At 41.3% G+C, this 14,792-nt stretch carries 18 protein-coding genes and 1 pseudogene; 13 read left to right on the top strand and 6 right to left on the bottom strand.

Annotated features, from left to right (window positions below; translation table 11 throughout):
• Positions 1-5 precede the first annotated feature (5 nt).
• Genes K5Q58_RS02195 through K5Q58_RS02170 form a run of 6 tightly spaced genes read right to left on the bottom strand, consistent with a single transcriptional unit; the run spans position 6 to position 3,361 of the window.
• Complete coding sequence (locus K5Q58_RS02195) at positions 6-257, bottom strand: BolA family protein (RefSeq protein ID WP_153915444.1); 252 nt, start codon at positions 255-257, stop codon at positions 6-8.
• Between the two features lie 25 nt (positions 258-282).
• Positions 283-579, bottom strand: a complete 297-nt coding sequence (locus tag K5Q58_RS02190; RefSeq protein WP_220752104.1) for a lipid asymmetry maintenance protein MlaB — start codon at positions 577-579, stop codon at positions 283-285.
• Entirely contained in the window at positions 576-1,241 is a 666-nt protein-coding gene (locus tag K5Q58_RS02185; RefSeq protein WP_220752103.1) for a phospholipid-binding protein MlaC, read from the bottom strand. Before K5Q58_RS02185 ends, K5Q58_RS02190 begins: the two co-directional genes overlap by 4 nt.
• A gap of 12 nt (positions 1,242-1,253) precedes the next feature.
• Complete coding sequence (mlaD, locus tag K5Q58_RS02180) at positions 1,254-1,724, bottom strand: outer membrane lipid asymmetry maintenance protein MlaD (RefSeq protein ID WP_220752102.1); 471 nt, start codon at positions 1,722-1,724, stop codon at positions 1,254-1,256.
• Between the two features lie 37 nt (positions 1,725-1,761).
• Positions 1,762-2,547 (bottom strand): lipid asymmetry maintenance ABC transporter permease subunit MlaE, encoded by a 786-nt coding sequence (mlaE, locus tag K5Q58_RS02175; protein ID WP_220752101.1) that lies wholly within the window; start codon positions 2,545-2,547, stop codon positions 1,762-1,764.
• A complete protein-coding gene (locus K5Q58_RS02170) occupies positions 2,534-3,361 on the bottom strand; it encodes an ATP-binding cassette domain-containing protein (protein ID WP_220752100.1) in 828 nt (275 codons plus the stop codon). The genes mlaE and K5Q58_RS02170 overlap by 14 nt, the downstream gene beginning before the upstream one ends.
• Positions 3,362-3,538: 177 nt before the next feature.
• On the opposite strand from K5Q58_RS02170, the gene K5Q58_RS02165 reads away from it, so the two are divergent.
• From K5Q58_RS02165 to K5Q58_RS02105, 13 genes and pseudogenes are all read left to right on the top strand, one after another.
• Positions 3,539-4,501, top strand: a complete 963-nt coding sequence (locus tag K5Q58_RS02165) for a calcium/sodium antiporter (protein WP_220752099.1) — start codon at positions 3,539-3,541, stop codon at positions 4,499-4,501.
• A gap of 68 nt (positions 4,502-4,569) precedes the next feature.
• On the top strand, positions 4,570-5,547 hold the full coding sequence (locus K5Q58_RS02160; protein ID WP_220752098.1) for a KpsF/GutQ family sugar-phosphate isomerase: 978 nt from the start codon (positions 4,570-4,572) through the stop codon (positions 5,545-5,547).
• A 1-nt stretch (position 5,548) separates the two neighbouring features.
• Positions 5,549-6,112: a 3-deoxy-manno-octulosonate-8-phosphatase KdsC gene (kdsC, locus tag K5Q58_RS02155; protein WP_220752097.1), complete on the top strand. Its 564-nt coding sequence runs from the start codon at positions 5,549-5,551 to the stop codon at positions 6,110-6,112.
• On the top strand, positions 6,109-6,669 hold the full coding sequence (gene lptC / locus K5Q58_RS02150) for an LPS export ABC transporter periplasmic protein LptC (RefSeq protein WP_220752096.1): 561 nt from the start codon (positions 6,109-6,111) through the stop codon (positions 6,667-6,669). The genes kdsC and lptC overlap by 4 nt, the downstream gene beginning before the upstream one ends.
• 34 nt (positions 6,670-6,703) lie before the next feature.
• Positions 6,704-7,186: pseudogene (gene lptA, locus K5Q58_RS21070) on the top strand (lipopolysaccharide transport periplasmic protein LptA); the annotation flags it as partial.
• A gap of 314 nt (positions 7,187-7,500) precedes the next feature.
• Positions 7,501-8,232: an LPS export ABC transporter ATP-binding protein gene (lptB, locus tag K5Q58_RS02140; RefSeq protein ID WP_153915579.1), complete on the top strand. Its 732-nt coding sequence runs from the start codon at positions 7,501-7,503 to the stop codon at positions 8,230-8,232.
• A gap of 203 nt (positions 8,233-8,435) precedes the next feature.
• Complete coding sequence (locus K5Q58_RS02135) at positions 8,436-9,920, top strand: RNA polymerase factor sigma-54 (RefSeq protein WP_220752094.1); 1,485 nt, start codon at positions 8,436-8,438, stop codon at positions 9,918-9,920.
• 23 nt (positions 9,921-9,943) lie between these two features.
• Positions 9,944-10,231 carry a ribosome hibernation promoting factor gene (gene hpf / locus K5Q58_RS02130; RefSeq protein WP_102528030.1) on the top strand — a complete coding sequence of 96 codons (288 nt, stop codon included), beginning with the start codon at positions 9,944-9,946 and terminating at the stop codon, positions 10,229-10,231.
• Positions 10,232-10,233: 2 nt separating this feature from the next.
• Positions 10,234-10,677 carry a PTS IIA-like nitrogen regulatory protein PtsN gene (gene ptsN / locus K5Q58_RS02125; RefSeq protein ID WP_220752093.1) on the top strand — a complete coding sequence of 148 codons (444 nt, stop codon included), beginning with the start codon at positions 10,234-10,236 and terminating at the stop codon, positions 10,675-10,677.
• A complete protein-coding gene (gene rapZ / locus K5Q58_RS02120) occupies positions 10,674-11,519 on the top strand; it encodes an RNase adapter RapZ (RefSeq protein ID WP_220752092.1) in 846 nt (281 codons plus the stop codon). The genes ptsN and rapZ overlap by 4 nt, the downstream gene beginning before the upstream one ends.
• An 8-nt stretch (positions 11,520-11,527) precedes the next feature.
• The gene (locus K5Q58_RS02115) at positions 11,528-11,800 is read left to right on the top strand and encodes an HPr family phosphocarrier protein (protein ID WP_220752313.1); all 273 of its coding nucleotides are present in this window, start codon (positions 11,528-11,530) and stop codon (positions 11,798-11,800) included.
• A gap of 382 nt (positions 11,801-12,182) precedes the next feature.
• Positions 12,183-13,544, top strand: coding sequence for a magnesium transporter (mgtE, locus tag K5Q58_RS02110; protein ID WP_220752091.1), 1,362 nt, complete (start codon positions 12,183-12,185; stop codon positions 13,542-13,544).
• A gap of 777 nt (positions 13,545-14,321) precedes the next feature.
• On the top strand, positions 14,322-14,579 hold the full coding sequence (locus K5Q58_RS02105; protein WP_220752090.1) for a transposase: 258 nt from the start codon (positions 14,322-14,324) through the stop codon (positions 14,577-14,579).
• Positions 14,580-14,792: the final 213 nt, after the last annotated feature.

The raw sequence follows: 14,792 nt of genomic DNA, 5'->3' as shown, positions 1-14,792 counted from the left end.
CTGAATTACATATTAAATAGTTTTTCACGCTTCCACTGAGTCGGCGTAAAAGTTTTGATCGTCAGCGCGTGCAACTCACCACTAGCAATGTGCTCATTCAATGGTGCGTAAATCGTTTGTTGTTGCTTTACTTTGCTCATGCCGTCAAAACATTCGCCTACGGCAACGACCTTATAATGACTACCATCTGAAGTGACGTGTACTTCGTCAATGGTTAATGCGTCTGATAAAATTTGCTCGATTACTTTGCAATCCATGGAATTTGCTACCTTAAATTCAATGCTAGTTTTCTAGAAAAAAGGATTCTAAATCATATAACTCAATGAGTCTTTTTAGATGTTGACTCGGATTTGCCAATGTCCTTGGCTGAGTGGTGCTTTTACTGCAATTACCTAAGCATATTAGCTCAAGTAAAAATGCGACGCCTGCGCTGTCGGCATACTCTAAAGCAGACAAGTCTAACACTTGGGTGCTATCAGTAAACAACTGTTGTCGTTTTGGCCATAAATCGATGACCTCTGTTTGCCTTAATTGCCCTTTAATTTCACAAGTGTCACCTTGTTGTAAAAACTCAATCACGCAGCATTTTCCTTATCCTGTTTGTAATTGATTTCTTGCTGGGTTCGCTCAATCAACAAATCAATCACTGAATCCACTCCTTGTTGGCGAATCAAGTTCGAGATTTCTGATTGCTTTGACGCTAACAAACTAACTCCTTCAGCCACTAAATCGAAAGCTTTCCAACTGTCATCTTTAAGGCGTCTTGCTTTAAACATCACTTTAATTGGTGGGCGACCTTCTTCGATAATTTGCACATTTACATCTACAAATTTTTCATCAGTGAAATCACTGGGCGGCGAAAATTGGACTTTTTGATTGGTATATTCGGTAAAGGCTTGGGCATATGTTGCAACGAGGTATCCTTCGAAAGCTTCAACAAAACGTTTTCGCTGCTCTGGGGTAGTATCACGTAAATACTGCCCCATCACCTTATATGCTGCATATTTATAATCGACATAAGGCATTAGCTCTTCGCGAACAATGACTTTTAAATAACCTAAATCGGCATCAATCAAGGCTTTATCCGCGGTAAAACGATCGAAGGTTTTATTAGAGACTTGCTGAACAAGTTTAAAAGGATCATGAGTATCAATCTCTTCAGCCGCCACTGCAACCAAAGCAAATAGACTTGCAGAGATAAAAATAACACTTCGTATAAACGGTTTTAATAATTGGCTCATTTGACTCTCCTACTAATCCTTTGAAGAAACGCTATAAAGTAACTGCCCAATCAAATCCTCTAAAATAAGAGCTGAACGTGTGTCATGCACCCTGTCACCGTCACTGAGCATTTCAATGTCATCATCCATAAAACCAGGCGTCAGCCCTAAAAATTGCTCACCCAATAAACCTGAAGTCAAAATCGATAAACTGCTGGTTTCAGGAAATTGATCATATCGCTTATTCATCGTCAACGTGACCACAGGTACTAACTTTTTGGTGTCTAAGGTAATATCTGTAACTCGACCAACAACAACGCCTCCCACCTTAACAGGCGAGCGAACTTTTAATCCGCCGATATTGTTAAACTCAGCTCTTAAAGTATAGGTCGCTTGATTGGGTTTGAGCTCAACATTGGCAACGTTAAACACCAGCACACAAAAAGCTACCAAACCCGATAGCAAAAACAACCCAACTAATAATTCTACTTTCCTTGTCAACATACGCTTCAACCACTTAATTAATGAATGCGAAAAAACCTTACTGACCAAACATAATTGCTGTCAGCAAAAAGTCGAGTGCGAGTACAGCTAAGCTTGCTTGAACAACTGTCGAAGTTGTCGCTTTACTAATCCCTTCTGGGTTTGGGGCAACTTCATAACCTCGATATAAGGCAATCCAAGTCACAACCACACCAAATAGGACACTTTTGATTAAACAATTCACAATATCTTGGCGCCACTCAATAGACGCTTGTAGGATTGACCAAAAAGACCCGCTATCGATGCCTTTCCATTCAACGCCCACTAGATGCCCACCCAATATTCCTACCAGACAAAACATCATGGTAAGTAAAGGAACACTTATCACTCCTGCCCAAAAGCGCGGAGCAATCACTTGTCTTAAAGGATCAACTGCCATCATTTCTAAGCTAGACAATTGCTCGGTTGATTTCATCAAACCTATTTCTGCAGTCAGCGCTGAACCAGCCCGCCCTGCAAACAACAATGCAGTGACCACTGGGCCTAATTCCCGCAACAAGCTTAGCGCGACCATAGGCCCTAAGCTTTCAACTGTGCCGAAATCTGCTAATACCGTATAACCTTGAAGCGCCAATACCATGCCGATAAAAAGACCCGACACAATAATAATCACCATCGAACGGACACCAAGCACATACATTTGCTTAGTCAGTAACGGCAAGCCTTTGGCGATATTAGGCACATTCATAATCGCGCCCCAAAGCATCAAACCCGCACGACCTAATCCAGCTATAACATCTAGTGCATAACGACCAATATTGGCAATATTATTAACGATTCCCACTTAGCATCTCCTGTTGATAGTCTTCAGCTGGGAAATGAAATGGAACTGGGCCATCTGGTCGACCATTTATAAACTGTTCAATTTGTGGGTTATTTGATCCACGTAACTCATCTGGCGTTCCTGAGGCAATCACTTTCTTTTCAGCGATGACATAAACGTAATCGGCAATGCTGAGTACCGCATCTACGTCATGGGAAACCACTACAGAGGTTAATTTTAAGGTACTAGAAAGCTCGCTGATGAGTTTAACCAACATGCCCATTGAAATCGGGTCTTGACCGGCAAAGGGTTCATCATAAAGAATCATTTCTGGCTCAAGAGCTATAGCACGGGCTAATGCAGCTCGCCTTTGCATGCCACCAGATAATTCATTGGGGTTCATGTGAGCAGCGCCTCGCAAACCAACCGCTTGCAGCTTCATCATCACCACTTTACGAATAATGCTTTCAGATAAACCTGAGTGTTCTCGCAGCGCAAATGCAACGTTATCAAACACATCCATATCAGTGAATAAAGCGCCGCTTTGAAATAACATGCTCATGCGTTTACGCAGCTCAAATAATTGCTGACGTTTGAGTTGGTGAATATTTTCACCACTAAATAACACTTCACCACTGTCCGGTGTTAATTGGCCGCCAATCAACTTAAGCAGAGTCGTTTTACCGATACCACTAGGGCCCATAATTGCGGTCACTTTCCCTTTGGGAATGCTCAAGCAAATATCATCAAAAATGACACGTGAACCACGACTGAATTTCATATGACGAATTTCAACCAAAGGTGGAGATATGTTTAATAAACTAGGATCTGACATAGAGGAAATAATAGCCTTCCTGGCCCGTTAGATGTAGATCTGAATTGTACGAAATTGTGTAAGAACCTACAACAAATCAATCACCATGAGTTACAATCCACAACAATTATCGCATCAGCTCATATTTTTGTTAAAATTCTACTTAAATATCGCTATCAACACATTTTTTGGAAAAACATGCTTTTTAATATCTTGATGCTAATCGCTGGTTTAGGCGTTTTAGTTTGGAGCGCTGACCGCTTCGTATATGGCGCTGCCGCGTTTGCTCGAAACCTTGGTTTGCCGCCAATGCTAATTGGTTTAACAATTGTGGCAATGGGAAGCTCTGCTCCCGAAATGTTTGTTGCTGCAACAGCATCAATGGAAGGCATGAGCAATACCGCAGTTGGTAATGTCCTTGGCTCTAACGTTGCTAACATCACTCTTATTCTTGGTATTACTGCATTACTTGGCGCCATATCTGTTAGTTCGCAGACCCTAAAACGCGAAATACCATTAATGTTGGCAGCAACCGTTTTAGCTGGCTATCTCATCCATGACGGCATGTTAACGCGATTAGAAGGCGGGATATTATTGGTCGCCTTTTTCGCCTTAATGGGCTATTTCATTTGGCAAGCCATGAGAAATAAACAAATTGATCCATTATCTGACGAATCTGATGCAGAGATCCCTAAAAATGTACCCACATTACATGCTATTATCTGGATAATTGTAGGCATGATACTGTTACCGCTTTCAGCTGACTGGATGGTGACTGGCGCTGTCGGCATTGCCAAAACATTTGGATTGTCGGATTTAGTCATTGGTTTAACCATTATTGCTGTCGGCACTAGCTTGCCTGAACTTGCTGCATGTATAGCTGGGGTACTTAAAAAAGAAGATGATTTAGCAATAGGTAATATTGTTGGGTCAAACTTATTTAATATTTTAGCAGTATTGGCAATACCAGGACTTATCGCACCTGGTGAAATTGATGCTCATGCCAGCAGCCGAGATTTTTATATGGTGCTGGGTACCAGTACCGCATTAGCTGTTCTAGTTTTATCCAGTGGCGCCAAAAAGCAGCTTACTCGCTGGCATGGCGCCATTTTATTAGTCGTCTTTATTGCGTACCAGATTGTCTTATTTCAATCTCAATAACGGGGCATAAAGATTTTTATCTCACCAATGCTAATGTTCGATTAGCATTGGAACAGAGCGAGAGACCTATGATAGATCAGAAACAATTGCGTCAATGGGGCCGTCAGGTCATCGATATCGAGAAAACGGCTTTAGATAATCTATATCAGTACGTTGATTCCGATGCTTTTGGACAAGCTTGTGAACTAATTTTGCAGTGCAAAGGCAAAGTTATTGTTATGGGTATGGGCAAATCTGGCCATATCGGCAATAAGATTTCAGCGACTCTTGCCAGTACTGGCACTCCTGCGTTTTTTGTTCACCCAGGTGAAGCAAGCCATGGTGATTTAGGCGCTCTCGCTAAAAACGATATTATTCTCGCCATCTCAAACTCTGGCGAATCAAGTGAGATCCTCACTTTACTGCCTGTTATTCAACGTATGGGCGTACCGGTTATTGCAATAACCGGTAAACCAGATTCGAATATGGCGCGTTTATCAAAACTGCACCTTTGTATTGAAGTACCGGAAGAGGCTTGTCCACTTGGGCTTGCACCTACATCAAGCACTACTGCAACATTAGTTATGGGCGATGCGTTAGCGGTCGCATTACTGCAAGCTAAAGGGTTTACCCGTGACGACTTTGCTTTATCGCACCCAGGTGGTTCTTTAGGGCGAAAACTGCTGTTGAAAGTGTCAGATGTCATGCATCAAGGTAATGATGTTCCTCAAGTTAACAGTCATGTGTGTATCACTGAATCTTTATACGAAATCTCAAATAAAGGTTTAGGCATGACAGCTGTCACCGATGATGACGGTAAACTTGTGGGTATTTTTACTGACGGAGATTTACGCCGAGTGATTGATGCAGAAAAGAATTTACGTACAACCGCCATTGCCGACGTTATGACGCCAAACTGCATTACAATTAGTGCAGATATTTTAGCAGCGCAAGCCCTACAGGTAATGGATGAAAAAAGCATAAACGGCTTAATCGTTGTTGACAGCAATCAGCACCCTGTCGGCGCACTTAACATGCTAGACATGGTCAAAGCAGGAGTCATTTAATATGTCAGAGACACAAGTTCATCAAGGTTTATATGGCCCTGTTAGTGATGACATTTGGCAACGCGCTAAAAAAATCAAACTACTCATCTGCGATGTTGATGGTGTATTTTCCGACGGCCGAATTTATTTAAGTAATGCCGGTGAAGAACTCAAAGCTTTTCATACTCGCGATGGTTATGGCGTTCGTTCAATTTTAACCAGTGGCATTAATGTTGCCGTTATTACGGGGCGTAAATCGGCCATTGTTGAAAATCGCATGACTGCTTTAGGTGTCAGCCACATTTATCAAGGTGTCGACGATAAACTCACTCCGTTTAAAGACTTACTGAGTATTTATAATGTTAAACCTGACGAGGTCGCTTATATCGGTGACGACATGGTCGACTTACCTGTCATGAAAGAAGTCGGATTAGCGGTATGTGTGGCTGATGGACACCCATATGTAAAACGTCATTGCCAAATGATTACTAGTATCAATGGTGGTAACGGAGCACTACGAGAATTAACCGATTTACTGTTAGTGAGCCAAGATAAATTCGAAACTGCCCATGGAATGAGTATATGAGCCGCACCACACTGGCCATACTAGCCTTTTTTGGCGCTGCACTAATTTTATATTGGCAAGTCCAAGTAAAACGCAGTGCCATGGAAGCCACTAAGCTGCCAGATCCTGCTCGTCCAGAATTTATCGCTAACGATTTACGCAGTACTGAATTTAACGAGCAAGGCTTAGTCCAAAGTCGCGTTTCAGCTAAACACATGGAACATTTTCAGCAGACAAATGAAACCTTGTTCACTGAACCTGTTTATCTTGTATATCCAGAAAATGGTGAAGCTGAGTGGCAATTAACTGCTGATTTAGGCAAGCTTAATAAAGAGACTGGCAAAGTAGTCCTACAAAATAATGTTATTATTGATGCAATAAACATCAATGAACCAGTACAATCGCTGACAACGAGTATGTTGGCGTTGGATTTGAACACCATGATCATGACGTCTGATCGACAAATTTATGTCTCAGGCCAAGACTTTAATATACAAGGCTTAGGCCTTTACGCTGATTTAAATGCCGAAGAATTAGAGCTTTTAAGTCAAGTAGAAGGAACGTATGAAGCAAAGTAAAAACCTTACTGTCTCAATGCATAATTTTGTAAAGATGAGTCTAGTTGGAATAAGCCTAGTTGGGGCCACTAGCGTAAGCGCTAAAGAAGGTGACTTACAGCAAGAACTAAAAGTCGCTGCAGTGAGCCAGAAAGCCGACATTAAAAATAACCAAGTTATTTTCTTTGGTCCTGTCACAGTCACCCAAGGTACAATAAACATTAATGCCGATGAATTACGGGCATTCAGTGCTGAAACCGGTGGCAAAAAAACCATGATCGCCACAGGTAACCCAGCAACCTTTTCCCAAGAATTAGATGACGGTCGTATTGGTACTGCAAGTGCGAATGAAATCAAATATGAACTCGCTACTAGTATTTTGACCCTAAAAGGCAACGCTAAACTTGATCAAGCTGGCAGCCAAGTTACTGGTAACTTGATTAGCTATAATATTGATAAGCAACAATTGATTGCTGAAAGTACTGGTGATGGTAAAGATCGCGTTATTACGATTTTCCAACCAGAGAACTATCCAGATTTAAATGACTCAACAGATAATTCAGAGCCGCCTGAATTAGAATCACCAAAAGCAGAAGAGTCAGAAAAGCTCATTGAGAATCAAGCTACATCTATCAGTGAAGAGAAAACAGAAGCCAATAATGCTGAAATAACTTCTACAGACATAACAACTACTGAAGAAACTGATACTCACAAGAATAGTTCTGAATCGGCAATGCCCGTCATCGAAGTACCTGAAGCAAATATAGAGACTTCAATTGAAGGCCAACAAGTTAAAGATAAGCCAAATACAGATTCATTACCTGAAGCACCAGCGCTAGAGCAAACTCAATAATGACACAAATAACGTTAACAGCTGAAAACTTGGCGAAAAGTTACAAAAGCCGCCAAGTAGTTAAAAATGTCAGCCTGACAGTTAAAACTGGGCAAATTGTGGGGCTATTAGGGCCAAATGGCGCAGGTAAAACCACCACCTTTTATATGGTGGTTGGTTTAGTTAAAAGCGATAAAGGCCGGATATTAATTGATTCTGACGATCTCACTGCAGATCCAATGCATCTCCGCGCTCGCAAAGGCATTGGTTATTTACCACAAGAAGCCAGTATTTTTCGAAAGCTGACCGTACACGATAACATTATGGCTGTGTTACAAACCCGCAAGAGTTTAACCACAGAGCAGCGCATTGAAGAATTAGAACACTTATTAGAAGAGTTCAATATCACTCATATTCGCGATAGCCAAGGCATGGCATTATCGGGTGGTGAACGTCGCCGGGTAGAAATCGCACGCGCATTGGCAGCCAATCCTAAGTTCATTTTATTGGATGAGCCTTTCGCAGGTGTTGATCCTATCTCTGTGATAGATATCAAGAAAATTATTCAACAATTAAAAAGTCGTGGTTTAGGTGTGTTAATTACAGACCATAATGTTCGTGAAACACTTGATGTGTGTGAGCGCGCGTATATTGTCAGCCACGGTGATTTAATTGCAGAAGGCACGCCTGCTGAAATCTTAGACAATCAGCAAGTCAGGTCAGTATACTTAGGTGAGCAATTCAAGCTATAGTTAGCATTCTTTAGTGCACAATATGGCATTTCGCGACCAGTATCAGTCCCACTTTTTAGTGCTATGTTCTAGACTCAACTTATCGTTGAACTAAATGCTTAACCAAAGCATTGTTTAACGTCAGTCTAGAAAACGATAAAAAGGTGCTAGACCCACACAATTGTTAGTCGCGATGATGAAATTCAATTAGGGATAAGCGGTAAATGAAAGCCTCACTCCAACTCAAAATGGGTCAACACCTGACGATGACCCCTCAGTTGCAACAAGCCATACGCTTATTGCAACTTTCCTCATTGGAGCTACAGCAAGAAATTCAACAAGCACTTGACTCAAACCCTCTCCTTGAGCTCGAAGATGAGTTTGCTAAAGCCAAAGAACCCGTAAAAGAAAACGCCCAGCAAACCGACACTGATTTTAGCGATAATAGCCAAGTTACCGTTGAAAAAGACACCTCTACCGTTGATACCACGGAATCATTAACCAAAGAGTCGATGCCAGAAGATCTCCCGATGGATACTACATGGGATGAAGTCTATACCGCATCGCCTAGTTCAGGCTCTGGGGCCGTCGCTCGTGATGACGATATGCCTTTTCAAGGTGAAACCACCGAAGGCTTATATGAACACCTTGAGTGGCAAAAAAACCTGACTCCTTTTTCTGAAAACGATCTTGTTATTGCCACAGCTATTATCGACGCCGTTGATGAACGCGGTTACTTAACCCAATCAACTGAGGACATATTGCAGGCCTTAGGTCTTGAAGATATAGAACTCGACGAAGTTGAAGCTGTACTTAAACGCGTGCAACATTTTGACCCTGTAGGAGTGGCAGCGAGAGACTTAAGTGAATGTCTCATGATTCAACTTGGTCAATATCCAGATGAAATCCCCTGCATCGACAATGTAAAATTGCTCATTAGTGAACACCTTGATTTAATTGCTGGCCGCGACTTTCGCTTATTAATGCGTAAAACCAAGCTTAAAGAAGATGATTTACGCGAAGCGATTCAATTTATTCAAACCTTGAATCCGCGTCCAGGTTTACAAATAACACCGATTAAAGACGAATATGTCATACCTGATGTGACTGTATTTAAGAAAAGTGGCCGCTGGGTCGTAGAGCTCAATCCAGATAACATGCCCAAAATTGGTGTGAATCAGCAATACGCAGCCATGGCAAAAGGGTCTGCAAGTCAGTCTGATAGCCAATTTATTCGTGGTCACTTACAAGAAGCAAAATGGTTTATCAAGAGTATTGAGAGTCGCAATGAAACCCTGTTAAAAGTGGCCAATTGTATTGTGCAATTTCAGCAAGGATTTTTTGAGTTTGGTGAAGAAGCCATGAAACCGATGGTGCTTAATGATATTGCTGAAGCAGTTGAAATGCATGAGTCGACGATTTCTCGTGTGACGACTCAAAAATATATGCACACCCCTCGCGGACTTTTTGAACTAAAATATTTCTTCTCTAGCCACGTTAGTACTGATGATGGCGGAGAATGTTCTTCTACTGCAATTCGTGCCTTTATTAAGAAGCTTGTTGCAGCGGAAAACCAGAAAAAGCCACTTAGCGATAGTAAAATGGCGACGCTATTGGCTGAACAAGGGATTAATGTTGCTCGGCGTACGATCGCCAAATATCGTGAAGCAATGCTCATCCCTCCCTCAAACCAACGCAAGAGCTTATAAGCCTTTGTAATGGAGGATGATCTATGCAAATTAATCTGACTGGGCACCATGTAGAAATCACGCAATCTTTACGTGAGTATGTACAAACTAAGTTTTCAAAGCTTGAACGACACTTCGAACAGATCAATAATGTTCACGTTGTGCTCAATGTTCAGAAGCTGCAACAAATTGCTGAAGCAAAATTACACCTCAAAGGAGGTGAAGTTTTTGCCGTATCTCAAAACGCAGATATGTATGTCGCAATTGACGCCCTGATAGACAAATTAGACCGTCAGGTAATTAAACATAAAGAGAAGTTAATTAAACACTAACAATGGAACTTCGCACCATTCTGCAACCGGCGTGCACCACCTGCGCCACGCCGGGCAGTAAGAAAAAAGTACTGGAACTCATCAGCGATTTAATGGCTGCCCAGTACCCAACCCTATCATCACAGGCTATTTTTGAAAGTTTAATAGCACGTGAAAAAATGGGTAGTACAGGTATTGGAAATGGCATAGCTATTCCCCATGGTCGATTAAATGATATCGAACACCCGATAGCCATTTTGATCAAGTGTGAAGAAGGCATTGAGTTTGATGCTATCGACAAGAAACCCGTGGATATATTATTTGCACTGCTAGTTCCTTCAGATCAATGCCAACAGCATTTAAGTACGCTGTCTACCATGGCTGAAAAACTGAGTGATAAATTAATCCTTAAGCGACTTCGAAAGAGTCATGACGCTACAGAACTATATCAGGTTATAACTGCATGAAACTTGTCATCGTATCAGGACGATCAGGCTCAGGTAAATCAGTTGCACTTAGGGTATTAGAAGATTTAGGTTATTACTGTGTTGATAACCTGCCTCTACCACTTATTGGCAGTTTGCTTGAGCAGCTCAAGGGAAATAACGAACTTGTCGCCATCAGTGTCGATGTTCGAAATATTGAAGAGCAAGGCAAGGTTCTAGAAGAGCAAATAGCCTTATTATCTGATGATACGACTATCATTAGTTTATTTCTAAACTCAAATGATCAGGTTCTACTTAAACGCTACAGTGAAACCCGTCGATTACATCCTCTATCTAAAAACCAAATTTCGCTACAAGAAGCTATTCAGCTAGAAGGTCGTTTACTCGAACCGATTGCTAAAATGGTCGATCACTACATTGATACCTCTCAATTGACCATTTATGATCTCAGCGATCAAGTCAGACAAATATTAATGGGCAGTATCGATAAAGAGTTAGTGATTCATTTTGAGTCATTTGGCTTCAAGCATGGTATGCCAGCTGAAGCAGACTTTATGTTTGATGTGCGCTTCTTACCCAATCCGCATTGGGAAACAGAGCTAAGACCGCTAACTGGCTTAGACCAGCCAGTACAAGAATTTTTAGGCAGACAACCTTTAGTCAATAAATTCATTTGGCAAATTGAAAACCTATTTGAAACGTGGATGCCGCACCTTGAACGCAATAATCGCAGCTACTTAACCATAGCCATCGGTTGCACAGGCGGTCAACACCGCTCGGTCTACATTGCCGACCAACTAACAAAGCGCTTTAGTAATAGTAAGCACCAAGTCAGCGCCCGTCACAGAGAGCTCGACTTGTGACAACCACAATGAGTATTTCAAAAGAAATTACAATCAGTAACAAACTCGGGCTCCATGCTAGAGCAGCCACCAAGCTGGCTATTTTAGCCACCGAGTTTGAAGCGAGCATCACGCTTATCCAAGGCGAAAAACAAGCCAGCGCAGCCAGTGTGTTAGGGCTATTAATGCTAGAAAGTGGCATTGGTAAGATCATAACCGTTGAGGCAACAGGTATTGATGCGCAGCAAGCCTTAGATGCGGTGTGCAAATTGATTAATGATAAGTTTGACGAAGAAAGCTAAGTTTTCTCACTCTAAACCCCATAGTTCAACCTAACTACTAAGCTCTTCTTTCACACTCAGATTTTTAACCAACTTTATGATAAGCGAGTACCTTTGGCTTGGTTACTAGGTTAATAGTGCCAACTCCCCTCTGAACCTTTCGCTTAAATAGGTTCTGTTATCAATAAAGCAACATAAAAAACTAACAAATAACTCCAGCAATACGACGACTTTAGCAGTTAATTCTCTTTATATTTGTTTTGTTCGCTATACTCATTAAAGTCTAACAAAAATCAATAAAGCGCTTAATTTTTATGCAGTAACTTAGCTAGAAATAGAAACTGCTTCTCCCTTTCCACCCTGTTAAGTTAATATTGGCAATCGAAATTTTGAGGAGTGGCGAATGGGTATCGAAGTAATCGACAGCGAGCTTACTGAACAGCGCCTAAATCAGCTGACTCAAGCTTTGGGCAGCGGCATGTTTGTCCACGTTAGAAATATGCTCCATGATATGGCAGCGTCCGATGTCGCCCTCATTCTTGAATCTTCACCCCCCAAAACTCGCCAAGTCCTATGGCAACTCATTGACCAAGAGCAAGCGGGTGAGATCCTTGAAGAATTAGGTGAAGAACTTAAAGATTCCTTGATCAGTGGTATGTCACCTGAAAAAGTGGCTCAAGCAACTTCGGGCATGGATACCGATGATCTAGCCTACATTTTAAGAAGTCTCCCTGACGCCGTTTATAAAAAAGTACTGCAATCAATGAGCAGTCAAGATCGCCATCGTGTCGAACAAGCATTATCTTACCCAGATGATACTGCTGGCAGTATCATGAACACAGATACCGTCACGTTACGCCCTGACGTCAATATTGATGTGGTACTGCGCTACCTTCGTCAACGTGGCAACTTACCCGATACAACGGACACCTTGTATGTGGTTGATAGAAACGATCATGTACTTGGTGGCGTTCGGCTAGCAGATTTACTCACCTGTAACCCAAGTGAAACTATCCGGACCATCATGGATCCGGAGCTTGAAAGTATCCCGGTTGATATGCCTGACAATGAAGTCGCTCAGTTATTCGAACGTCATGATTGGATCTCAGCTCCTGTCGTAGATGAAGAACAAAAGCTGCTAGGTCGTATCACCATTGATGATGTCGTCGATGTTATTCGTGAAGATGCCGAACACTCCATGATGGGGATGGCAGGTATGGATGATGATGAAGATACCTTCGGCCCCGTCATGAAAAGCACCTTAAGACGCTCTCTATGGCTCACCATCAACTTATTTGCCGCATTACTTGCTGCATCAGTCAGCAACATGTTTGAAGGCACATTAGAGCAGTTTGCTACGATTGCGATCTTAATGACTATTGTGCCCAGTATGGGCGGTGTGGCAGGTAACCAAACTCTCGCATTGGTTATCCGTGGTATCGCATTAGGTCATATTGGTCAAAGTAACTCTCGCTGGCTTATTGGTAAAGAATTAGCCATTGGCTTCCTAAATGGGATCATGTGGTCAGTACTGGTATTTTTCGCGGTATGGCTTTGGAAAGATGACATTGCTTTAGGCGGCTTGATTGGTGGCGCGATGCTAATCAACATGACCGTAGCAGGCTTAGCTGGGGCGAGTATTCCATTGTTTCTTAAAAAGCTAAACATTGACCCAGCACTCGCTGGCGGAATGGTACTTACCACAGTCACAGATGTCATTGGCTTATTCGCATTCTTAGGATTGGCAACAATATTCTTAATGTAATTATGTAGCCGTTGATATTACATAGTTAAAACAAAAATATTGAATACATAGCACTAAATTAAATCCATGTAACTTAAGCAACTCTAAGTGTAGCTAAAGGGGCATGGATTTTTTGTGTCCACAGTTCAAGCATTTAACCCTATTGAATAGATATTAATAACCAGCGAATACAATTCATGATATTCCACTCTCAGCTCTCAGCTCTCAGCTCTCAGCTCTCAGCTTTATAATACTTTCATGCCTATATTCAGGTTCAAATTTCTGACACAAAGTTAGGTTACTATCATAGCCCAAATCTATGGTTAATTTACTTTACCAATTAATCTTAACTTTGCACCAAAAAAGAACTATCGCACCACCTTGGAGCATAACCACATTTTAGAGTTAACACTTTAAAAATATAAACACTTGTTTTTAAACGAATAAATATTTAATTTAAAATTGGCACAAGTATTCCATATAGATATATACCACCTAAGAGGTAGGTTGATAATTGACCAATTTTGCGTAAGTAGGACTCATTTTATAACAGCAACTTTAGAACATAGAGAAATATAAAGGAGAACAACATGGATCATTTAAAAGCTATTTTCGAGCAATGCCAGTATCAATGGAACTTCTTCAATCACCTAGGTTTTAGCTGCTGGGATGTTGAAAACAACATCAACAATAAATAGCACTTAGCGAACAGATTAATTTATCCACCTAGATTGGTGAATTCGGTTAAGAAAGTGGAACAGACAATAGCATCGACAAGTTAGAGCAGTAGGTAGCGTTATGACAACATTAAATAGAATCTATTCAAACGAGCTTAAACAACAAGTGATCGTAGAAGTTCAGCAACATAATCGATTAATTTCGGATGTAGCAAAGCAATACAGTGTGTCAGCTAAAACCATCTACCAGTGGGTAAGAAAAAAAGATAATAAACTTGTATCGAATATGAAAAAAAGTGCCATTACAGCTGAAATTGCAAACTTACAACGTAAGCTAACGCAACTAAATCAACAGCTAGTTGCAATTAATGGCAATTAACTTGTTTAAACGATGAATATAATTAGCATATTGGTTCATTAGCGGTTCAGGCAAGATAAGTGGCTTTGACTTTCGTCCCCCAGCGACAGTTAGATAGATACAGTTACTTTTCTTGTCAATTTTATAGTGACAGTTCGAGCAGATTGTTTGATCAATTTGCCTCTGAACATCATTAGCAGTTCAGGCAAGATAAGTGGCTTTAACTTTCGTCCC

Origin of the sequence: Shewanella sp. KT0246 (genome assembly GCF_019654955.1) — a bacterium.
In the GTDB taxonomy this organism is placed as follows: domain Bacteria; phylum Pseudomonadota; class Gammaproteobacteria; order Enterobacterales; family Shewanellaceae; genus Shewanella; species Shewanella goraebulensis.
The sequence above is the reverse complement of the archived record's forward strand: the minus strand, read 5'-3'. Positions and strand labels throughout refer to the sequence as shown.

Coding starts and splice junctions, on each gene's coding strand:
- mlaD (WP_220752102.1), bottom strand. CDS start 1,724: ATGTTGACAAGGAAAGTAGAATTATTAGTTGGGTTGTTTTTGCTATCG.
- lptB (WP_153915579.1), top strand. CDS start 7,501: ATGACACAAATAACGTTAACAGCTGAAAACTTGGCGAAAAGTTACAAA.
- ptsN (WP_220752093.1), top strand. CDS start 10,234: ATGGAACTTCGCACCATTCTGCAACCGGCGTGCACCACCTGCGCCACG.
- mgtE (WP_220752091.1), top strand. CDS start 12,183: ATGGGTATCGAAGTAATCGACAGCGAGCTTACTGAACAGCGCCTAAAT.
- K5Q58_RS02185 (WP_220752103.1), bottom strand. CDS start 1,241: ATGAGCCAATTATTAAAACCGTTTATACGAAGTGTTATTTTTATCTCT.
- lptC (WP_220752096.1), top strand. CDS start 6,109: ATGAGCCGCACCACACTGGCCATACTAGCCTTTTTTGGCGCTGCACTA.
- kdsC (WP_220752097.1), top strand. CDS start 5,549: ATGTCAGAGACACAAGTTCATCAAGGTTTATATGGCCCTGTTAGTGAT.
- rapZ (WP_220752092.1), top strand. CDS start 10,674: ATGAAACTTGTCATCGTATCAGGACGATCAGGCTCAGGTAAATCAGTT.
- K5Q58_RS02195 (WP_153915444.1), bottom strand. CDS start 257: ATGGATTGCAAAGTAATCGAGCAAATTTTATCAGACGCATTAACCATT.
- K5Q58_RS02165 (WP_220752099.1), top strand. CDS start 3,539: ATGCTTTTTAATATCTTGATGCTAATCGCTGGTTTAGGCGTTTTAGTT.
- K5Q58_RS02115 (WP_220752313.1), top strand. CDS start 11,528: ATGAGTATTTCAAAAGAAATTACAATCAGTAACAAACTCGGGCTCCAT.
- K5Q58_RS02135 (WP_220752094.1), top strand. CDS start 8,436: ATGAAAGCCTCACTCCAACTCAAAATGGGTCAACACCTGACGATGACC.
- hpf (WP_102528030.1), top strand. CDS start 9,944: ATGCAAATTAATCTGACTGGGCACCATGTAGAAATCACGCAATCTTTA.
- K5Q58_RS02170 (WP_220752100.1), bottom strand. CDS start 3,361: ATGTCAGATCCTAGTTTATTAAACATATCTCCACCTTTGGTTGAAATT.
- K5Q58_RS02160 (WP_220752098.1), top strand. CDS start 4,570: ATGATAGATCAGAAACAATTGCGTCAATGGGGCCGTCAGGTCATCGAT.
- K5Q58_RS02105 (WP_220752090.1), top strand. CDS start 14,322: ATGACAACATTAAATAGAATCTATTCAAACGAGCTTAAACAACAAGTG.